A 21,923-nucleotide genomic window follows, 5' to 3' on the forward strand; every position below is an offset into this window, starting at 1 on the left:
ATGACCAACAGCATGTTCGACCTGATCAGCGAGCAGGACGAGAACCGCCCGTACTTCGCCACCGGGGGTCGGGGCCGCACGCACGCGTTCTACACCGGCGAGGAGCAGTTCCGGCTGGAGATGGAGCAGGTGTACGGCAAGAAGTGGCTGCCGGTGGACCACGTGTCCCGCTTCCAGGAGAAGGGGTCCTACGCGACCCTCAACATCGGCAGCGGGTCGATCCTGCTCATCAACGGGGACAACGGGATCCAGGCCTACCACAACTACTGCCGCCACCGCGGCTACAAGCTGGTGGAGGAGCCCGCTGGCAAGCGGCAGAGCATCGTGTGCATCTACCACTGCTGGGTCTACGACCGCAACGGCAAGCTGAAGAGCCTCAACGGGACCTACTTCGACCACTTCTTCGACAAGGAGAAGAACGGGTTGCTGCCGGTGCGCACCGAGGTGCGCTTCGGGGTGGTGTTCGTCGCGTTCTCCGACGAGGCGGGCGACCTGGACGAGGCGCTCGGCGAGTTCGGCACCTTCGCCGCCGCCTACGACCTGGAGTCGCTGGTCTGCGCGCAGGCCAAGGACTACCCGGTGGCGTCGAACTGGAAGCTGGTGGCGCACAACGTCAACGAGAGCCTGCACTTCCCCACCGCGCACAAGGACCTGCACAAGATCACCGACTTCGACGACTCGGGCACCTACGAGCTGCGCGGCGACATCGTCGGCGCGTGGCAGGTGATCAGGTCGAAGTACAACTCGGTGTCGATGACCGGCCGCAGCGACCGGGCACCGATGCCCAACGTGCCGCCCGGCGACCTGCACAAGATCAACTGGATCACCATCCTGCCGAACCTGCTGTTCGGGTTCACCGCCGACTACGTGATGATGCAGTGGGTCTGGCCGGAGAGCCCCGGCACCTGCACGGTGCGGCACTTCTGGCTGTTCCACCCGACCGAGACGGCCAAGCCGGACTTCTCGCACGAGGCCGTGTTCGCGTTGTGGGACAAGGCGAACTACGAGGACTGGGAGCTCTGCGAGCGCACCCACCGCGGCCTGTCGAACCCGATGTGGTCGCCAGGGCAGCTCTCGCTCGACGAGGAGGTCGTCTCCCAGATCGACCAGTGGGTGGCACAGCTGACCGAACCGGCCAGAACCGGCAACGGTGGCGGCGCGGAGAACAACGGCGCTGGGGCGGCTCGGTCATGACCGACTGCGTTGTCCTCGGCGGCACTCGTGTGGCGCTGCGGGTCACCGCCCGGCTGGTCGAGGCCGGGGTGCGGGTCCGCGCGGTGCTGACCGACGACCCCGTGTTCGCGGCGTGGCTGGCCGAGCGGGACATCCCGGTGCTGGCCCCGACCGCGGACCTGGTCGGCCCGCTCGCCGGGAACCCGGTGGACTACCTGATCAGCGTCGTCAACTTCCGGCTGCTCACCGCCGAGGAGCTCGCGCTGCCGCGGGTGGCGGCGATCAACTTCCACGACGGGCCGCTGCCGCGCTACGGCGGCAGCAATGTCGCGGCGTGGGCGATCTACGAGGGCGCGGCCCGGCACGCGGCGACCTGGCACGCGATGGTGCCCGCGGTGGACGCGGGCCCGGTGCTGGCCGAGCGGTGGTTCCCGGTCCGGGAACACTCCACCGCGCTGTCGCTGACCTACGAGGCCGCCGAGGTCGGGATCGCGCTGTTCGAGGAGCTGGTGCCGCACGTGGTGGCGGGCACGCTGCCCGAGCCGGTGGACACCGGTGACCGGGAGCGGCGGTTCTACCGGCGTTCGCACCGGGTGCCGGGACTCATCCACGCGGGCACCAACGCCGTCGAGGCCGAGCGCATCAGCAAGGCCATGGACTTCGGGTCCTTCCCCAACCCGCTGGGCATCCCCGCAGTGGTGACCCCGCGCGGTGCGGTGTTCACCCAGCAGGTGCGGCGGATCGCGCGGGAGGACGAGAGCATCGGGTTGGTGGCCGCGGCGGCGACCGAGTCGGCGTTGAAGCTGTCCGCGCCCAACGCCGACCTGGTGATCAGCGACCTGACCGCGGTCGACGGCACCGCGCTGACCGGCCGGGCCGCGGCCCAGCGCCTGGGGCTCACCCCCGGCGCGGCCGTCCCGGCGGCCGACCCCGAACTGCTCGCGGCCGTCGCAGGCGCCCTGGCCCCGTTGCGCCGCCACGAGCCGTGGTGGCGGGAGCGGTTGGCCGGTCTGCGCCCGGCGCCGGTGCCCGCCGCGGACTTCTCCGCCGCGACCGCGCACTACCACCGCTGCGAACTGGCGTACGTGCCGACCGACCAGGACGAGACCCGGGCGTTCGCCGGGGCGTTCCTGGCGGTGCTGGCCGAGCACATGGGTGAGCCGCGGTTCGACTTCTCCTGGACGACCTCGGCGTTGCTGCGGCGGTCGGACACCGCTCTCGGCCTGGCGTCGCCGCGGGTGCCGGTCCGGTTCGACGCCGAGGCGCCCGAGGACCTGGCCGTCCGGTTCGACGAGGCGACCGGGAAGCTCGGCTACGCCACGGACCTGGAGCTGCGGCTGGGCCTGCTGCGCCGCACGCACGGGGCGGATGGACCCACGTTCACCCGGATCGTCCTGCTGGAGCGCGAGGACGAGGAAGAGGCCTCGGTCGACGCCGACACCGAGTTCGCGCTGCTGTGCCGCGGCGGGCTGCCGCCGACGCTGTTCGTGCGCGAGACGGCGATGACGCAGGACGCGGTGTTCGACCTGGTCGACCGCATTGAAGAGCTCGCCCTGACCGGCCTGGTCCTGGGCGGCGGTTCGACCAACGCGCAGGTCGTCCCCCTGCCCGAACCCACCGTCGAGGCGGTGGTCCCCGTCGAGATCGCTGACCCGACGGTCTTGGACCTGATCGCGGCGGCTGCGGCGGCCCGCCCGGACGCCGTGGCGGTTCGGTCCTCGCGTGGCGAGATCACTTACGCGCAGCTGGACTCGTGGTCGGACTCGATCGCCGTTCGCCTGCACGACGAGGGCATCGACGGCGACAGCGTCGTCGGTGTGCTGACCGAGCGCGGCCTGGAGTTGCTGCCCGCGATGCTGGGCGTGCTCAAGGTCGGCGCCGCGATGCTCCCGCTCGACCCCGGGTTCCCCGCTGAGCGGTTGGCCCGCTACACCCAGGTCGCGGGCTGTGACCTGGTGCTCGCCGACGGCTGGACCCAGGCGGTGGCCGAACCGCTCGGCGCCGCCGACATCGGCGTCGACGACGGGTCCGCGCTGGCGATCCCGCCCACCGTGGGCGGCGACGACCTGGCGTACGTGCTGTTCACCAGCGGGTCGACCGGCGAGCCCAAGGGCGTGGAGGTCCAGCACACCGCGCTGGCGAACTTCCTGGTCGGCATGGCCGAGCGACTCGGGATCACCGAGGACGACCGCGTCCTGGCGCACACCACCACCGCCTTCGACATCTCCCTCATGGAGCTCCTGCTCCCGCTGACCGTCGGTGCGACCGTCGTCCTGGCCACGCGGTCCGAGACCGCGGACCCGGCCAAGCTGGTCGAGCTGGTGTCGGGGGTGTCGATCGCGCAGGCCACGCCGAGCCTGTGGCGGCTGCTGCTCGACCTGGAGTGGGAGCCGCACCCGGGTCTCACCGTCTGCTCAGGCGGCGAAGCCCTACCGCCCGCCCTGGCTCGACGACTGGGTACGGGCGCGGCGTTGTGGAACCTCTACGGGCCAACCGAAGCAACGATCTGGGTCACCGCGCAGCGGGTCGAGTCCGTGGGGTCGTTCCTCCCGCTGGGCGCGCCGCTGCCCGGGGTGGGTCTGCACGTGCTTGACCACGACGGTCAGCCCTGTGTGGAGGGTGAACTGCACCTGTCCGGCGAGCAGTTGGCCCGCGGGTACCGCAACCGACCGGAGCGCACGGCCGAGGCATTCGTGACCCGCGGCGGGCAGCGCCTGTACCGCACCGGTGACCTGGTCCGCGCGCACGACAAGGGCACCATCGAGTGGCTGGGCCGCCTCGACGGGCAGGTCAAGGTGCGCGGCAACCGGGTCGAGACCGGCGAGGTCGAGTCGGTGCTGGCCGAGGTGCCGGGTGTGGTGGCAGCGGCGGTCGTGGCGGTGCCGTTCGAGGGCACGGGCGAGCCGAGGTTGACCGCCTACCTGGTCGGTGCGGTGCCGGGCAAGACCGAGCTGGACGCGTTCGTCTCGGCGCGGCTGCCCGAGTACATGGTGCCGGGGTCGTACGTGGTGTTGTCCGCGCTCCCGTTGACCGACAACGGGAAGGTGGCCCGCAAGCTGCTACCCGCGCCGACGCGCGACACGGTTCTGCGCACAGAGCAGCCCCCTGTTCCCGATCCGACCACAGTTGCAGAGCCGGCCGCGGTTGCAGAGCCGGTCGCGGTTGCAGAGCAGGCCGTGATCCCCGAGCCCGTCGCACCCCCCGCGCCGGAAACATCCACTGTGGACTTTGCGGCAGTGGTGGCCGAGGTGTTCGCCTCTGTCCTCGGGCACCGCGAGTTCGGCGTGCACGACAACTTCTTCGACCTCGGCGGCGACTCCGCGTCCGCACCGGTCGCCGCCATCGCCCTGAGCAAGCGGCTGGGCACCGAGATCACCCCGCCCGCCCTGTTCGCCACCGGCACCCCCACCAAGCTCGCTCACCTCCTCGGTGGCACGCCCGAACCCACCGCCCCCGTAGAGCCGGTGCGAGTCCCGGCCGAAGTGGCGGTGCCTCGGGTCGCTGAGCCGCGCGACGATGACCTGGCGATCATCGGGATGGCGTGCCGGTTCCCCGGGGCGGCGACCCCGGATGAGTTCTGGGCGAATCTGGCGGGTGGCCTGTCGTCGGTGGGGTCCGCACCGGAGGGCCACCGCGGGTGGGCGCACCTGTGGACCAACGAGGACGAGGTGCCGACCGGCTGGGTGGAGCGGGTCGAGTGGTTCGACCCGGCCCGGTTCGGGTTGACCGCCCGGGAGGCACGCAGGCTGGACCCGGCGCAGCGGCTGTTGTTGAGCGTCACCGCCGAGGCCCTTGAGGGTGCCGGGCACGACGCCCGGTCGCTCGGGGCGGGTACCGGGGTGTTCTTCGGCACGATCTCCAGCGATTTCCCCGAGTTGGTGGCGGGCAGCATCGGGTCGGCCGACCCGCACGTGGCCACCGGCACGGCGCTGTCGATGCTGGCCAACCGGGTTTCGCACGTGTTCGGTTGGTCGGGCACGAGCGTCGCGGTGGACACGGCGTGCTCGTCGTCGCTGGTGGCGCTGCACATGGCGGCGCTGCACCTGCGCACCGGTGAGCTGGACGCGGCTGTGGTGGGCGCGGCGAACCTGGTGCTGACGCCGACCAAGACGCGGTCGTTCGCCCGCAACGGCATGCTCTCCCCCACCGGCCAGTGCCGGGCGTTCGACGAGGCCGCCGACGGGTACGTGCGCGGTGAGGGCGCCGGTGTGCTGGTGCTCAAGCGGCTCAGCGACGCTCTCGCGGCCAACGACCCCGTGCTCGCGGTGGTCCGCGGCACAGCGGTCAACCACGTCGGCGGCGGTGGGTTCCTCACCGCGCCCAGTGCGACAGCCCAGGAAGCGGTCATCCGGCGGGCGCACGCCGTCGCCGGGATCGACGGCTCCGGCATCGGGTACGTCGAGGCGCACGGCACCGGGACCCGACTCGGCGACCAGATCGAACTCGAGGCGCTGCGGTCCGCGTTGACCGGGGCGGCGCCGGGTTCGGTGCCGGTCGGCTCGGTGAAGACGAACGTCGGGCACCTGGAGCCCGCGGCGGGTGTGGCCGGGTTGATCAAGGCCGTGCTCGCGGTGCAGGCGGGGCAGGTGCCGCCGTCGGCGAACCTGAGCGCGCCGACCTCGGCGTTCGCGTTCGAGGACTCGCCGTTGTTCGTGCCGGACCGGCTGGTGCCGTGGACCGGGCCGAGGGTGGCCGGGGTGAGCAGCTTCGGCTTCGGCGGCTCCAACGCCCACGCCGTGCTGGCCGCGGCCCCGGACCGCCCGCTCGCCGACACCCCCGGCCCGCACCTGGTGGTGCTGTCCGCGGCGTCCGCCCCGGCCCTGCGGACCCTGGCCGACCGGCTGGTGCGGATGCTGCGCGCCCCGTACTGCCCGCCGCTGGCCTCGCTGGCTGCGGCGAGCCGGGAACGGGCACCGCTGGCGCACCGGCTCGCCTGTGTCGTGGATTCCGCCGAGCAACTCGAAGACAAGTTGATGCTGTTCCTGGCCGATGTCGTGGGCGCTCGCCTGCACATGGGTGTGGCCGCGGAAGCCCGCTCGGCGATCGCCGAGCCCACCGGTGACCGCAAGGCGCTGGAGCAGGCCGCGAGCGCGTTCGCGGCGGGCGGTGACCTGCCGGTGCGCCCACGTGGCGCGGCGGTGCGGTTCCCCACGGCACCGCACGAGGAGCAGCACCTGTGGCTGATGCCGCGGGTGGTCGAGCAGCAGCCGGTCGAACGGACCCGCACCTGGGCGGACCTTGCCGAGGCGGTCGAGCACGTCGTCCGCGGGGTCCCGACCCTGCCGGGCGCGGCGTACCCGGGCAAGGTGGCCGAACTGGTCGGGCGGACCCGCTTCGGGCTGCGCGACCTCACGCTGCGCGACACCGTCCGCTCCCCCGGTTCGCTGACCGGCCGGGTCGACGGCGACGCGGTCGTTTTCCGCGACAGCGCGGGCACAACTGTGTGCGACGCGCGGATCGAGGAGCCGTCGGCCGAACCGCCGACCATCCCCGACTCCGCGACAGCACCGGTTGACCTGGCGCGGTTCTACCAGGACTTCGCCGAGGCGGGCCTGGGCTACGGTCCCGGGTACCGCTGCCTGACCGCACTGTCCACAGGGGACGGCTTCGCGATCGGCACCGTGCGGGTCGACTCGACGAGCGGACCGGTGGACGCCCGGCTGCTCGACGGCGCGTTCCAGGTCGCCTTGGCGGCGTGCGGTGCTCGTGGTCTGCACGTGCCGTTCGCGCTGGGGCGGTTGTCGGTGCTGGGCCCGGTGCCCGCGACGGCCAGGGTCGAGGCGGTGCGTGACCGCGCGGGATCGGGTCTGCTGACCGCCAGCCTGGTGATCTTCGACGGGACCACCCCCGTGCTGGTCGCTCGCGGTGTGACGTGGAAGCGCCTCGACACCCCCGCTCCCGTCGTCCAGCCCGCTCCCGCCGCCGCGCCGGTCGCCCCGGTGGTCCGGGTGGGCGGGGCGCTGGCCGCGGCTGTGACCCAGTGGGTCGCCGACGCGCTGGAGACCGACGCCGCCGCGTTGGAACGGGACAGACCCCTGGAGGAACAGGGCCTGGACTCGATGGTCGCCGTGTCACTGGCGCAGGACCTGCGCGCCCGGCTCGGCGTGGACATCCCGGTCACCCTGGTCCTGGAGGTCGGCACGGTCGACGCCCTGGTCGCCGAGCTGCGCGACGGGTACGGCGTCGCCGATGTGCCCGCCGGGGTCCCCGCGCTGAACGGAGCGGGCTCGGACCCTTCGGTGGCGGAGGTCGCCCAGCCCTCGACCTCCGCCGTTGACCGACCCCTGGGCACGACCACCAACCCCGCAGCCATCAACCCGGAGAGCACCGACATCGCGGTGATCGGTTTCGACGGGGTCTTCCCCCACGCCGCCGACCCCCAGGAGCTCTGGCGGGTGCTGACCGGGGCGCAGGACTGCCTCACCGAGGTGCCGCGGTCCCGATGGGACCTCGACGCCTACTACGCCGAGGACTCCGGCCCCGGCACCGTGTACCTGCGGCGCGCCGGGTTCGTCGACGAGCTCACCGGGTTCGACGCGGGCTTCTTCCGCATCGCCCCGACCGAGGCGCGCTGGATCGACCCGCAGCAGCGGCACCTCCTGCGCGTCGTGTGGCGGGCCATGGAGGACGCGGGCATCTCGGGGCGGTCCGGCCGCTCGGTGGGGATGTTCGTCGGCGCCAGCTACCAGCACTACCGCGACCAGGTCGTCGGCGACGTCGTGCAGACCGCAGCGGGGTTGGGCAACCACAACGCCATCCTGGCCAACCGGGTCAGCCACTTCCTGGACCTGACCGGCCCGAGCATGACCATCGACACCCTGTGCTCGTCGTCGCTGGTCGCCCTGCACACGGCCGTCCGGGGCATCCTCGACGGCGAGTGCGAGCAGGCCGTGGTCGCTGGCGTGCACTTGGCGCTCTCGCCGCACTACTTCCAACTCGGGTCGCGGCTGCGGTCGTTCTCCCGCACCGGCGCGTCACGGGCGTTCGACGTGGACGCCGACGGGTTCGTCCCCGGTGAGGGCGTGGTCGCGGTGGTGCTCAAGCCGCTGGCCGCGGCTCTGCGCGACGGTGACCGGGTGCGCGGTGTCATCAAGGGCACCGCGGTCAACCACGGCGGCCGCACGAGCGGGCTGACCGTGCCCAGCAGCACCGCCCAGCACGAGGTGATCTCCGCCGCGCTGGCCCGTTCCGGCGTCAACCCGGAGACCATCGGGATGCTGGAGGCGCACGGGACCGGCACGAGCCTCGGCGACCCGATCGAGGTCGAGGGCCTGACCAAGGCGTGGCGCAAGCACACCGACCGCACGCAGTTCTGCGCGATCGGCTCGCTGAAGTCCAACATCGGTCACCTCGAGCCCGCGGCCGGGCTGGCCGGGCTGGTGAAGGTCCTGCTGGCGATGGAGCACGGCAAGATCCCGCCGACGCTGCACGTGAACCGGCCCAACGACCACATCCGGTTCGAGGACACGCCCTTCTACATCGCCGACCGGCTGCACGAGTGGACCTCGGACACGCCCCGGCGGGCCGCTGTCTCCGCGTTCGGCATGGGCGGCGTCAACGCCCACGTCGTCCTGGAAGAGGCACCGCCGCAGCACAGTCGCGATCTGTCCACTCAGGACAACACGCTGGTCAGGATCAGTGGCGCGACTGAGAACGCGGTGCGCGCACTGGCCACCGACTACGCCGAACACCTCGACCGGCACCCCGGTACCGAACTGGTCGACTTCGCGCACACCGCCAACGCGGGCCGCGCCGAGCACCGGTACCGAGCAGCGGTCCTGGCCACCGACCGCGCCGACCTCGCCGCGCAACTGCGGGCAGTGGGTGGCGGTGACCGGCCTGTGGTCCGGTCTGGGGCAAAGGCACCGCTGGCGTTCCTGTTCACCGGCCAGGGGTCGCAGTACCCGGGTATGGCGCGTGGGCTCTACGACAGCGAGCCGGTGTTCCGTACCGCGTTCGACGAGTGCGCTGACCTGGCGGAACCGTTGCTGGGCCGGGACTTGCGGGGATTGGTGTTCGGCGCGGACGAGGCCGAGCTGACCAGCACCGAGCACGCCCAGGTCGCGATCGTCGCGGTCCAGGCCGCGCTGGTGCGGCTGCTGGCGGGTTGGGGCGTCGTTCCCGACGTCGTCGCTGGTCACAGCGTTGGTGAGCTCGCAGCCGCACATGCTGCCGGAGCGCTGTCCCTCGCGGACCTCATCGGGTTGACGGTTCGCCGGGGTGCCGCCATGGCCGCGCAACCCACGGGTGGCGGGATGGCGGTGGTGCACGCTGACGCCTCGACCGTGCTGGCGGAGCTGGCCGGGCACCCCGAGGTCGAGGTGGCGGCGCTCAACTCGCCCACCAACACCACCGTGTCCGGGCCGCGTCCGGCGCTGGAGCGGTACCTGGCCACCACGGCGCACCGGCACACGGTGCTGACCGTGAGCCACGCGTTCCACTCGGCGATGATGTCCGGCGCGGTGCCGGTGTTCGCCGAAGCCGTGCGCTCGACCAGGTTCACCGACGCCACCGTCCCGTTCGTGTCCACCCGCACGGGTACCTGGCACACGGCCGAGTCGCTGCGCGAACCGGCGGGCTGGGCGGCGGCGATCCGCGAACCAGTCCGGTTCTCCGACGCCGTGACCGCGGTGCACGAAGCCGGGGCTCGGGTGTTCGTCGAGATCGGCCCCGAGCAGGTGCTGCTCCCGCTGGCGCGGGCAGTGCTGCCCGAGGGCGCTGGCCGGTTCCTGCCGACGCTGCGCAAGCGGGTCGGCAACCAGACCACCTTGCTGACCGCGCTCGCCGAGCTCTACCGGGACGAGGGCGTCGCCGTGGACTGGACGGCCGTGCACGCGGGCCGGGGTGGGCGGACCACGACGATCCCGGCGTACCCGTTCGAGCTCAGCCCGCTGGCCGCCCCGGCCGTGCAGGAGAGCGTGGCCACCGTGCCGCCCCGGGCCACTCCCCCGGCGCACCCGCTGTTCGACAACCACTACGAGCGTTCGAGCGAGGACCAGTGACGCGCACCGGCCGGATCGCCGAGACGTACGAGAAGTCCTTCCCCGCCCACGAGCCGTTGATCGCGCAGCACCGCTCCGGCGGCACCGGGCTGCTGCCCGCCGCCGTGCAGCTGGAGATGGCGGTGCTGGCGGTGGCCAAGCGCGCGGCGTTCACCCCGGTCGAGCTGACCGGGGTGGCGTTCCGCCGCCCGGTCGCGGTGCCCGACGGGGGCCGGGCGGACCTGCGCTTGGAGGTGGTGTCCGGGCCGACCACCGGGTTCGAACTGGTGACCGCCGAGGGCGCCGTGGTGTCGTCGGGTTCCGGACGGGTTGTCGCCGCGGGTGACCAGGTCCGCGCGTGGGCGGTGGCCTGTCCGACCAGCGTCGACCCGGCCGGGATCTACGCGGGGTGGGCGGCGGCGGGGCTTGAGTACGGCCCGCTGTTCCGCACCATGTCCGCGCTCGCGGTTGGCGATGGGACAGCTGAGGCGGTGCTGCGGACCGAGATGACCAGCGCGCCGTGGTACGCGCACCCGCTGCTGGTCGACGGCGTGTTCCAGGTGGCGAGCCGGGCGATCCAAGGCTCGAGCCCGCTGCCGGTGTTGCCGATCGGCGTTGACCGGGTGGTGCTGCACGGGCAGTTGTCCGGGGCGGTCACCGAGGTCTCCGTCCGGGTGCGCCGCATGTCGGTGGAGGGCGCGTACTCGGTCGCGGACGCTCTGGTGCTTGACGCGTCCGGGGTGGTGTTGGCCGAGTTCAGCGGCATCCGGATGCGCGCCCTGCCCGGGCGGGAGAACCCGCTGATCACCCGCATCGCGTGGGAGCCGACCGGTGCGCCGTCGCCGCGTGGTCGCGCGAGCGGGACGTGGGTGGCGGCCGACCCGGGCGTGGCCGCGGCGCTGCGTGCTGAAGGTGCGAAGGTCGTGGGCTCGCTAGAGGAGACTCCCGACAAGGTCGAGGGTGTGGTGGTGGTCCTCGGCGACGAGCTGCGGGACGCCGTGCACGGGACTGTCGCGCTGCTCAAGGCGTTGGGGTCTCGGCAGCGGCAGGGCAGGTTGTTCGTCGTCACCGAGAACGGTCAGGCGGTACTGGACTCGGATCGTCCGGTGCCCGCCAAGGCGGCCGCGTGGGGGTTGTTGCGCAGCGCGGCCATCGAGTACCCGGGTCTGCGGCCCCGGCTGATCGACGTCGACGCGGCTTCGGTGGGTTCGCTGGTTGGTGAGCTCGGCGATGGGCCGGTCGAGATCGCGTACCGGGCTGGTGTGCGGTACGCACCGCAGCGGGTCACCGCGTCGCTGACCACCGACCGCCCTGGGGTGCGTTCGGGTGGCCGGTACCTCATTCTTGGCGGGCATGGTGGGCTTGGAGTCGTTGTCGCCCAACGGTTCGCTGCCGCCGGGGCGTCGGTCATCGCTCTGGTGAGCCGCTCGGGTAGGGCGAACCCAGCTGCGATCGCGGCCATCGAGGCGCACGGTTGCCGCGTTGTGTCGTACGCCGCCGATGTGGCGGTCCCGGGGGCGCTGACCGAGATGGTGGCCGCCTTCCGCAGGGACCACGGTGACCTGCACGGAGTCGTGCACGCCGCGGGAACCCTGTCGGACGGGCTCATCCGCTCCATCACCGAGGACGACCTCGACCGCGTCCTCCGGCCCAAAGTGGACGGTGCAACGGCACTCGGGGCTGCCCTTGATGGGCTGGACTTGGACTTCGTGGCACTGTTCGCCTCGGTGTCGGGCACGTTCGGCAACCTGGGGCAGGGCGGGTACGCCGCTGCCAACGCCTACCTGGACGCCGTGGCGCACTCAGCTGGGGCGCCGTGGGTGGCTATCGACTGGGGGCTGTGGGGCGAGACCGGCATGGGCGTGGCGGTCGCCGATCAGTTGCGCGCCCGAGGGGTGCGGCCACTGGGGACCGAGGAGGCACTGCGGGCGCTGCTGGACACCCTCCGTGCCGACGTCCGCCAGGTCGTCATCGCCCACCGAGACACCTCCGACCCGTCGTTCGTCGCTGGGACTCCTGTCGAGGCGGCTGCCACTGAGGGGAACGAGGACCAGGTCCTGGCCGCCTTGAGCGAGTTCGTCGCCGACTGGCTGGGACTGCCGGAGCTGGACCCGTCGGCGGCGCTGACCGACCACGGCATGAGCTCGATCATGAGCGTGGACCTGGCCGAGGAGTTGACCCGCCGCTGGGGCAAGGCCGTTCCGGCCACCCTGTTCCTGGAGTACCCAGACCTGCGCTCCGTGGCCAAGGCCTTGGCCGAGCGACACGGCGTGACGCCGCCGGGCGCTGCTACCGAGCCCGAGCCGGCGCCCGTCGCAGCGGTCGTGGAGCGGCCGGGATCGAGGGCTGGTGGGCCGATCGTGGTGGCAGTGTCCGCGGATCTGCCCGATGCGCGCACCCTCGACACGTTCGCGGACACCCGCGGCACCACTGGCCCCCGCGCCAAGGCCCATGCACCCGGAGCGACTGCACCACACGGCATCACGCCCCCTAGCACTCCCGCCGAGCCGAAGCCGACGCCCGCTGTGGCAGCCGATCGTCACGAGTCATCCCTTGCTGGGGCGATCGCCGTGGTGGCGGTGTCGGCGGATTTGCCTGGGGCGCACACCCTGGACGAGTTCTGGGCCATGCTGCGCGCCGGTGACCATGCGTTCACCGAGGTGCCGGGGCAGCGGTGGTCGATCGACGAGCACCACCGGCCTCGGTCGCCGGGGATGGAGGGTACCTACTGCCGGATCGGCGCGTTCCTGTCCGATGTGGACCGGTTGGAGCCCGCGTTCTTCGGGATCTCGGTGCGCGAGTCGGAGGAGCTCGATCCGCAGCAGAAGCTGTTGCTGGAGCACGCCTGGTCGGTCCTCGACGAGGGTGGGATGGCTGGGCGCCGCGACATCGGTGTGTTCGTTGGGGCTACGTACACCCATTTCCGCGATGCGCGCGGGCTTGAGCAGGTCGGCCCGCACACCGCGCTCGGGTCCATGAACGCGTTGCTGGCCAACCGGGTGTCGTTCGCACTCGATCTCACCGGGCCGTCGCAGACTGTGGACACGCTGTGTTCGTCGTCGTTGGTGGCGGTGCAGCAGGCGGTGACCAGTTTGCGGGCTGGACAATGTTCGGCCGCGGTGGTCGCGGCGTGCCATGTCGGCCTAACCCCTTGGTACTACCGGAGTCTGAGCCAACTCGGCGCTCTGTCGGAGGAGCGGCCGCGGCCGTTCGACGACCGTGCGGCGGGGTTCGTGCCCGGCGAGGGCGCGGTGGCAGTGTTGCTCAAGCGGCTGGCGGACGCCGAGCGCGACGGTGACCACATTTGGGGTGTGATCCGTGGGGCCGCGGTGAACCACGGCGGCCGGGGCAGTGGGCTGTCGGTGCCGCGTGGTGAGGCGCAGAGCGCGGTGATCCGCGCTGCCCTGGCGGACGCGCGGGTGAAGCCGTCGGAGGTGTCGCTGGTCGAGGCGCATGGCACGGCGACGCGGCTGGGCGATCCCATCGAGGTGGCGGCGCTGAACGAGGCGTTCGCGGGCAACGAGCGGCCGGTCGCCGTCGGGTCGGTGAAGGCGAACATCGGGCACCTGGAGCCTGCCGCGGGGTTGGCGGGCCTGGTGAAGGTGCTGCTGTGCTTGGCACACGGGGAGATCCCGCCGCTGGCCGGATTCGCGACCCCCGGCGCACACCTGGACCTGTCGGCGGGCCTGCTCGACCTGCCCACCGAAGTCACGCCGTGGACCGGTGCCCGGGTGGCCGGGATCAGCGCCTTCGGCATGGGCGGGACGAACGCGCACGTCGTCGTCGAGGCGCACCGGTCGTCGAGGCAGCAGCGGCCGAGCACCGGCGAGCAGGTGGTCCCGGTCTCCGCGCACACCCCGGAGGCGCTGGCCAGGCGGGCCGAGGCGTTGGCCCGGTTCCTCGACTCGGTCCCGGTCGACGCGGGGACGGTGGCGTTCTCGGCGGCGGTGGGTCGGGCGCACCTCGCGCACCGGATCGCCGTGCTCGGCCACACCCCGGCTGAACTGGCGGAGGGTTTGCGAGCGGCCGCCCACTCCCCCGGCACGGTGTGGCGCGGGAGCTCGGTCGTGAACGCGGCGCCGGAGGTCGCAGCCCGGTTCGTCGCGGGCAAGGATGTCGATTGGCGGGCTCTGCACCCGTTCACGCCGGATCGTGTGGTGCTACCGCCGTACCCCTTCCGTCGCGAAGAAGACCACTCCGCGCTCCTTTCGGCGCACCGGATCTTCGGCGAAGCAACCGTCCCGGCGGCGCTCCTGCTGGACCTGGCCTTTGCCACATCCCCAGCGCTGACCAAGGTTCAGCTGACGGCGCTGGGCACCGGCGATGGTCCGGTCAGCCTGGAAATGACCGGTGACGAGGTGGCGTTCCGCTTCGGACAGCGTGTGATCGGACGAGCCGAGAGTGCCATGCCCGGCACCCGGCCCGCTGCGGTGTCGTTGGTCGATCTGCGTGACTTGTGCCCTCGAACCCTTGCTCCTGAAGGCTTGTACGCGTGGTTCGCGGCGAAGGCGATGGAGCTCGCGCCTCCGCTGACTCCCATCACCGAGATCCGGTTCGGCACCCAGGACGCACTCGTGCGGCTCGCCACGGCAGGCGACCGAGTGGCAGCTCTGGACGGCGCGCTGCAGAGCATGGCCGTGTTGACCCTGGCCGACCCGACCGCTGACCACGGCACCTACCTGCCGGTGTCCCTGGGCCTCGTGACCCGCTGGGCCGACCCGGCGCAGGCTACGTACGCCCACCTCCGCCTGCTACCGAGCAACGGTGTCGAGCGACGCGGCACGGTGACTTTGCTCGACGACGCCGGGCAGGTGCTGGTCTCACTGGAGGATGTGGTGTACCGCCCGGTCGCCGCACCTCGGGCTCGCCGGGCGACGCAGTCGGAACCGTTGCAGCACTTGGACACCGTGGTCGACGTAGTGCGTTCAGTGCTCCACGACCCATCGGTGACGGCCACCACCGGCCTGGTGTCGGCGGGCATGGACTCCATGCTGGCCACCCTGATCGGCGTCGAACTCCAGCACAGGATCGGGGTCGAGCTGACCCCGGTGGACATCCTCGATGCCCGCGACTGCCACACCCTGGCAACCACTGTCGCCGACGTGGGCCTAGCCAACCCGGTAGCGGTACCAACTCCGGCAGCAGCTGCGGAGCCTGTTGTGGCCGTGCGGGCGGAAGACGTTGCGGTGATCGGGTTGTCGTGTGCTTTGCCGGGGGCGGTGGGGCCTGAGGCGCTGTGGGAGTTGCTTTCCGGTGGTCGGGCCGAGGTCAACCGCGCGCCTCGGGGGCGGTGGGTGGGGGCTGAGGGGGCTCTCGGCGGGTTCCTGGAGGAGGCCGACGAGTTTGATGCGGGGTTGTTTGGGTTCTTCCCGAAGCAGGCGGAAGTCCTGGACCCGCAGGTGCGGTGGTTGCTGCGCGGGGTGTGGGAAGCGTGGGAGTCGGCGGGGATCGGGCCGCTGTCGGCGCCTCGGGCTACTGGGGTGTTCGTGGGGGCCAGCTACCAGCACTACAAGGACCACAACATCGACCCGGAGTTGGACGCGCACGCCGGGCTCGGCAACCACAACGCGTTCCTGGCGAACAGGATCAGCCACTTCCTGGACCTGACCGGCCCGAGCATGACCCTCGACACGCTGTGCTCGTCGTCGCTGGTGGCCCTGCACACCGCTGTGCGCAGCCTGCACGACGGCGAGTGCGAGCAGGCCGTGGTGGCGGGCGTGCGGTTGGCGCTGTCGCCGCTGCACTACACGGCGATGCGGAACCTTCGGGCGCTGTCGCCGACCGGGCGGTCGCGGGCGTTCGACGCCGGTGCTGACGGGTTCGTCCCCGGCGAGGGCGTGGTCATGGTGCTGCTCAAGCCGCTGGCAGCGGCCCTACGCGACGGCGATCCGGTGCGCGGTGTCATCAAGGGCACCGCGGTCAACCACGGCGGCCGCACCAGCGGGCTGACCGTGCCCAGCAGCACCGCCCAGCACCAGGTGATCACGGCGGCTCTGGCGCGCGCAGGGGTCGCCCCGGAAACCATCGGGTTGTTGGAGGCGCACGGCACAGGTACCGAACTGGGGGACCCGATCGAGGTCGAGGGCCTGACCAAGGCCTGGCGCGAGCACACCGAACGCACCCAGTTCTGCGCGATCGGTTCCCTGAAGTCCAACGTGGGCCACCTTGAGCCCGCCGCGGGTCTGGCAGGCATGGTGAAGGCACTGCTGGCGATGGAGCACGGCAAGATCCCACCGACCCTGCACGTGACCAGGCCCAATGACCACATCCGGTTCGAGGGCAGCCCGTTCTACGTCGCCGACCGGCTGCACGACTGGCCCGTCGCCGGACCTCGACGGGCAGCGGTGTCCGCGTTCGGCATGGGCGGCGTCAACGCCCACGTCGTGCTGGAAGCGGCGCCGAGCCGAGTCGCTGAACCATCCACAGTGGACCACTACACGGTCCGCGTCACCGCGGCCACCGAGAACGCGTTGCGAGATCTCGCTTCCCGCTACGCCGACCGGTTCGAGCGGGCGACCGACGCCGAGCTGGTTGACCTGTGCCACACCGCCAACACGGGTCGGTCCACATTGGAGTACAGCGCGGTGGTGCGCGGGCACACGCCGCAGGAGCTGGTGTTGGCGCTGCGTTCGGTGTCCGAGGTCACGCGTGGGCCGGTCGAGGCACCCGTGGTCCCCGGCAGGCGGGTCGCCGATCTGCCGACATACCCGTTCGCCCGTGACCGGTACTGGCACCACCACCGCGCCCCGGCTCCCACACCGAACGCCCTGCGGACCCGCTGGATCGCCGATCCGAGCACTCCCAAGCCGGTCACTGGCCCGGTACAGGTGTTCACAGCCGACAGGGACCTGGTCGCCGCGCTTCGGGACAGGAGCACCAACGCGAACGCTGTGGAGGCGGGACCGGAGCACTTCTGGAACCGGCTGCGCGAACTGCCCACCGACGCGCGGGTGGTCTGGGTTGAGCACGGCGCGGGTGACCCCGCGGCCGCCGCGCGTCTGCACGCGGTGCAGGCGGCAGCGGCGGAGAACGGCGTCGAGGTGGCCACCATCGACCTCGACCCGCGCGACACCGCGGCGACGAGGGCCGAGCAGGTGCTGACCGAACTCGGCGCCGAGTCGACCGTCGTCTACCGCGGTGGCGTGCGGTTCACCGCCGTGACCGAACCGGCCGCTCCCGGCCAGGTCGACCTCTCAGGTGACGGCTTCGTCCTGGTGACCGGCGGGCTGGGTGCGGTCGGCCAGCTGCTGCTCGGCCGCCTGGTCGAGCTCGGGGCTCGGCGCGTGGGCATCGTCGGGCGGTCGGCCGCGGTTGCGCCCACCCTCGACGCCGACCTCGAGTACGTGCGGTGCGACGTGGCCGATCCCGAAGCGCTCAGCGCCGCGGTCGAGCACTTCTCCCGGAACTGGGGTCGGCTGCGCGGCATCGTCCACGCATCAGGCGGCGTCAACCCGATCGGTGCGGTGCGTCGGCGCGACTGGGCCACGGCGGCCACGGTGACTGCGCCCAAGGTCCAGGGCACGGACGCGGTACTGCGGGTGGCGGTCGAGCGTGACGCACGATTCGTGGTCCTGGTGTCTTCGCTGGCGGGGTCCATGCCCGAGGCGGGTCGCGGGGTGGTCGACTACGCCCTGGCCAACGCCTACCAACTCGCCGCCGCCGATTCCTGGCAGGCAGGTCCTGTCGTCACCTCGCACGCTTGGCCCGACTGGACCAACGTCGGAATGGCACCCGACCCGACCTTCGCCGCGCGGCACTCGCTGGCCCCGGCCGAGGCGCTCGACCTGTTCGCCGCCCACCTGACCACCGGCGGCGCCGTGATCTTCCCCGGCGCAGCCGCCGCGGAACCAGTCGCGGTGAAGCAGGCCCCAGTGGTCGAAGCCAGCCCGGTTCTGGTCGAGGTGGTCGAGCAGGTCTTCCTCGACGTGCTCGGCAGTCATCCCGGTGATCGGAAGCTGGCCGACCTCGGTCTGGACTCGATCACCATCGCGGAGCTGACCTCGGCCATCGAGCGCCGGGTCGGCCGGACCATCGACCCGGGTGCGCTGCTGCGCGCCCGCACTGTCGCCGACTTGGCCGCGGAGATCAGCCCTGCCCCAGTGCCCTCCCCTCGTCCACACCCTGTCGTGAACGAGGTCACGGACACGGCCCTCGGCGCGCTGCTGCGCGGTCTCCTCACCACCACCAACGGCAACGCACCGGCGGGCCTGACGGGAGAACTGCGATGACCGACCGGCGGATCGCGGTGATCGGGTTGGCCGTGCGGCTGCCCGGGGCCGAGGACAGCACTGACCTGGGGGCGCTGCTGCGCACCGACACCGTCGAGGTCGGTCCGGTGCCGCCCGCCCGGTGGGCCAGGGACCGCTACGTGGGCGACGGGCCGCACCGGGGGACGCACGAGCGGGGCGCGTTCCTGCCCGACCCGTTCGCTTTCGACCACGCGGCGTTCAACCTGGCCGAGGGCGATGCGCGCCTGCTGGACCCGCAGCAGCGGGTGATGCTGGAGGTGGGTGCCGCGGCGCTGGAGGACTCGGGGTACCTGGGTGTTCGGCGCAGGCTGGCCGCCGGGGTGTACATCGGCGCCAGGATGAACTCTTACGGGTTCGACCACGGGCGCGGCCTGGGCGCCGAGCCGGGCGAGGACCCGGTGGCCGCCGCGCTGTGGGGGCGGTCGCAGAACTTCGCGGCGGCGTGGCTGTCGGATCGGCTCGACCTGTCGGGGCCGAGCCTGGTGGTGGACACGGCGTGTTCGTCGTCGCTGACGGCGGTGTGGCTGGCGTGCCAAGGGTTGCTCGCCGGGTCCGCGGAGCTGGCCGTGGTCGGCGCGGTCGACCTGCTCATCGACCCGCTCACCTATGTCCTGCTCTCCCGCACCGGCGCGCTGTCAGCGGCGGGCCTGTGCCGGACGTTCGACGAGCGCGCGGACGGGTATGTGCCCGGTGAAGGCGCGGCGGCGCTGGTGCTCAAGCCGCTGGCTGCCGCCGAGCGCGACGGCGATCGGGTGCTGGCCGCGATCACCGGGTGGGGCGCGAACAACGACGGCGCGACGATGGGGGTGACCACCCCGAACCTCGACGCCCAGATCGAACTGCTGCGGTCGGTGTACTCCACTGTGGACCCTTCGACGGTCCAGTACATCGAGGCGCACGGCACCGGTACCGCGATCGGTGACCCGATCGAAGTCCGGGCGCTGACCGAGGTCTTCGGCGAGCACGGCGTTGCGACCGGATCCGTGGCGCTCGGGTCGCTCAAGCGGCGCATCGGGCACCTGCACTCCGCGGCGGGCATGGCAGGCCTGGCGAAGTTGGTGCTGTCGCTGAACCAGCGCCGGCGGCCCGCTACCGCCGTCGAGCGACCCAATCCGCGGCTGCGCCTGGCCACCAGCCCGTTCCACCTGCCGACCGAGCACGGCCCGTGGCCTGAGGTGCCGGTCCGCCGAGCTGGGATCAGCGGGTTCGGCTTCGGTGGCACGAACGTCCACTTGGTACTCGAAGGGATCGACCACCAGATCGCGGGGACAAGCCGGGCGGTCGAAGTCCTGCCCCTCTCGGCACACACCCCGGAAGCGCTACGCGAACTCGCCGCACAGTGGACTTCCTTCCTGACCACGAACACCGACCTCGCCAACATCTGCGCGACAGCGCGCCTGGGTCGCCCTCAGCGGGCCGAGAGCATCGCTGTGTCCGGTGTGGACGCTGCGGAGCTGTCGGCGGGACTTCGGTCCTGGCTGCTCGGGAAGCCCGTCGCCAGCGGACCGATCGTGGTGCGCGAGCCGAACGCTGCGGCACCGCCCGCCTGGTTGGTCGAGCTGGACCGAACTGTCCCCGAGGTAGCCGCCGTCCTGGACCGCTTCGAGGCCGCCATCGGTCTCCCCCTCGACCGCTTCACCGATCCGCTGGTCGCCGTCAGCGCCATGATCGCCCAGCTCGTCGCCCTGCGCGCCAACGGGATTCCCGAGCAGGCACTGGACGTACCGAGCCGCTGGGGCTCGGTCGCCGCCGCCTGCTACGACCGAGGCGACCTGGAGCAGGCGCTCGCCGAGGCCTTGGCGGGAACCAATGGCCACGCCACTACCACTCCTGACGGGTTCAGCCTGACCACGCGCCTGCAGGAGGACGGGGTGGCCGCGCTGGCCGCCGCGGTCGCTCACGCGCACAACACCGGTCACACCATCGACTGGACCGCCTTCCAAGGCGGCCAACCGTGGCACAAGCACGCGCTGCCCACCGCGCAGGCCACTGGCCGGTCGCTCAACCTGGCCGAACCGCGCCGCTCCGCCGAACCCGGCGGCCCACTCACGGTCGAGGCAGGACCCGACGGCTACACCTTCTCCCGAGTCTTCGGGCCAGCTGAAACCCCCATCGCGCAGCACTCGGTGTACCGGACGGCGATGCTGCCCGGGGTCGGGTGGTTCGACTTCCTGCGCCAAGGCGTGGAAGCGGCCGGCGAGTTCTTCTACGGTGTCGACGACCTGCTGTTCCACCGGCCGCTGATCCCCGAGGAGCCGAGCCTGGTCGTGTGCCGGGTCGAGCGGGACGGCACCTTCACCGTCGCCGACGACACCGGCGCGGCCTACGTGACCGGATCCTTGGCCGCCGAGGCGGCCCCCGAGCCGACCCCGGTACCGGTCGGCAACCTGCTGACCCAGTGCGGTCCGCTGCACGCCGGGTCGTGGCTCTACCGCTGGCTGCGGCGCATCGGCTACACGCACGGCCGCTACTACCGCAACATCTCCTGGGTCGCGGGCGTCCCGGGCGGCGGCACGCTCGCCCGCATCGAGGGCAGCAGGCAGCGGGCCCTCAACCCCGACGAGGTCGCACTGTTCCCCGGGCTGCTCGACAGCGTGACTATCGCTGCGATCGACCCGGACAACCCGGTGTTCGGCGCCGACGACGCGTCCGCGTTCATCCCGCTGTCGGTGGGCCGCACCCGCTGGCACGGGTCGCTGGACCAGGCCGCGTACGTGCGGACCGAGGTGGCGTTCTGGAACCACGAGGCCTGCCGAGTCACCCAGTGGGTCACCGACTCCGACGGCCGGGTGCTGCTGGAGTTCGGCGACATCTCCTCCAAACGCGTCCCCCTGCGCGCCTTCAGCACCGATGGCGAACTGCCTGCCCCGCCACCGGTCGAGGCGGTGGCGCGGGTTGAAGCGCCGAAGTCCATAGTGGAGCGTCCGGTGGTCAGGGACGCGTTGTCGTGGTTCCTGGCGGAGTCGGGCATCGACGGTGCGCACGCCGACACCGAGTTCCTGGCCGCGGGGTTCGACTCGGTCGGCCTGGTGGAGCTGAGCGACCGGCTCTCCCGCGACCACGGGCTCTCGTTGTACCCCACGGTGTTCTTCGAGTACCCGACCCCGCGCGGCTTCGCGGAGTTCCTCGACGCGGAGTCGTTCACCGTCCCCCACTCCGCTCCCGAGCCGACCCCGGCCGCGCCGACGATCGCTGAACCGGTCGCGGAGGCACCCGAGCCGAGGGAGCGCGACATCGCCGTCGTCGGCGCCGCCATCCGCGTCCCGACCGCGCACGGCCTCGACGAGTTCTGGGACCTCCTGCGCTCCGGCCGCGACACCGTGGGCCAGGTCCCCGCCGACCGGCGCGGTCCGAAGCCGGACGGGCACGCGTCCTTCCTGGACCAGGTCGACCTGTTCGACCCGGCCCCGTTCCGCATCTCCGCGCGGGAGGCCCCGCTGATCGACCCGCAGGCCAGAGTGGTCTACGAGACGATCTGGGAGGCGCTGGAGCACGGTGGGCGGATGGGCCAGCGGGCCAG

4 protein-coding genes (1 of these 4 running past the window's edge) are annotated in these 21,923 nt (G+C 72.0%); all 4 read left to right on the forward strand.

Annotated elements, in window-relative coordinates; genetic code table 11:
* Tightly spaced (each overlapping or abutting the next), the 4 genes in view from JOD54_RS25075 to JOD54_RS25090 form a layout consistent with a single transcriptional unit that may run on beyond the window.
* Entirely contained in the window at positions 1–1,194 is a 1,194-nt protein-coding gene (locus JOD54_RS25075) for an aromatic ring-hydroxylating oxygenase subunit alpha (RefSeq protein WP_204453718.1), read from the forward strand.
* Positions 1,191–10,175, forward strand: coding sequence for a polyketide synthase (locus tag JOD54_RS25080; RefSeq protein ID WP_204453720.1), 8,985 nt, complete (start codon positions 1,191–1,193; stop codon positions 10,173–10,175). The genes JOD54_RS25075 and JOD54_RS25080 overlap by 4 nt, the downstream gene beginning before the upstream one ends.
* Positions 10,172–18,382, forward strand: coding sequence for an SDR family NAD(P)-dependent oxidoreductase (locus JOD54_RS25085; protein WP_204453722.1), 8,211 nt, complete (start codon positions 10,172–10,174; stop codon positions 18,380–18,382). The genes JOD54_RS25080 and JOD54_RS25085 overlap by 4 nt, the downstream gene beginning before the upstream one ends.
* A protein-coding gene (locus JOD54_RS25090) for a type I polyketide synthase (RefSeq protein ID WP_204453724.1) crosses the window boundary here: on the forward strand, positions 18,379–21,923 show its 5' portion. Its footprint extends 2,320 nt past the window's final position; only the first 3,545 of its 5,865 coding nucleotides appear in the window; the start codon lies at positions 18,379–18,381; the stop codon falls past the right edge of the window. The genes JOD54_RS25085 and JOD54_RS25090 overlap by 4 nt, the downstream gene beginning before the upstream one ends.

The sequence above is a fragment of the Actinokineospora baliensis genome (assembly GCF_016907695.1).
GTDB classification, from domain to species: domain Bacteria; phylum Actinomycetota; class Actinomycetes; order Mycobacteriales; family Pseudonocardiaceae; genus Actinokineospora; species Actinokineospora baliensis.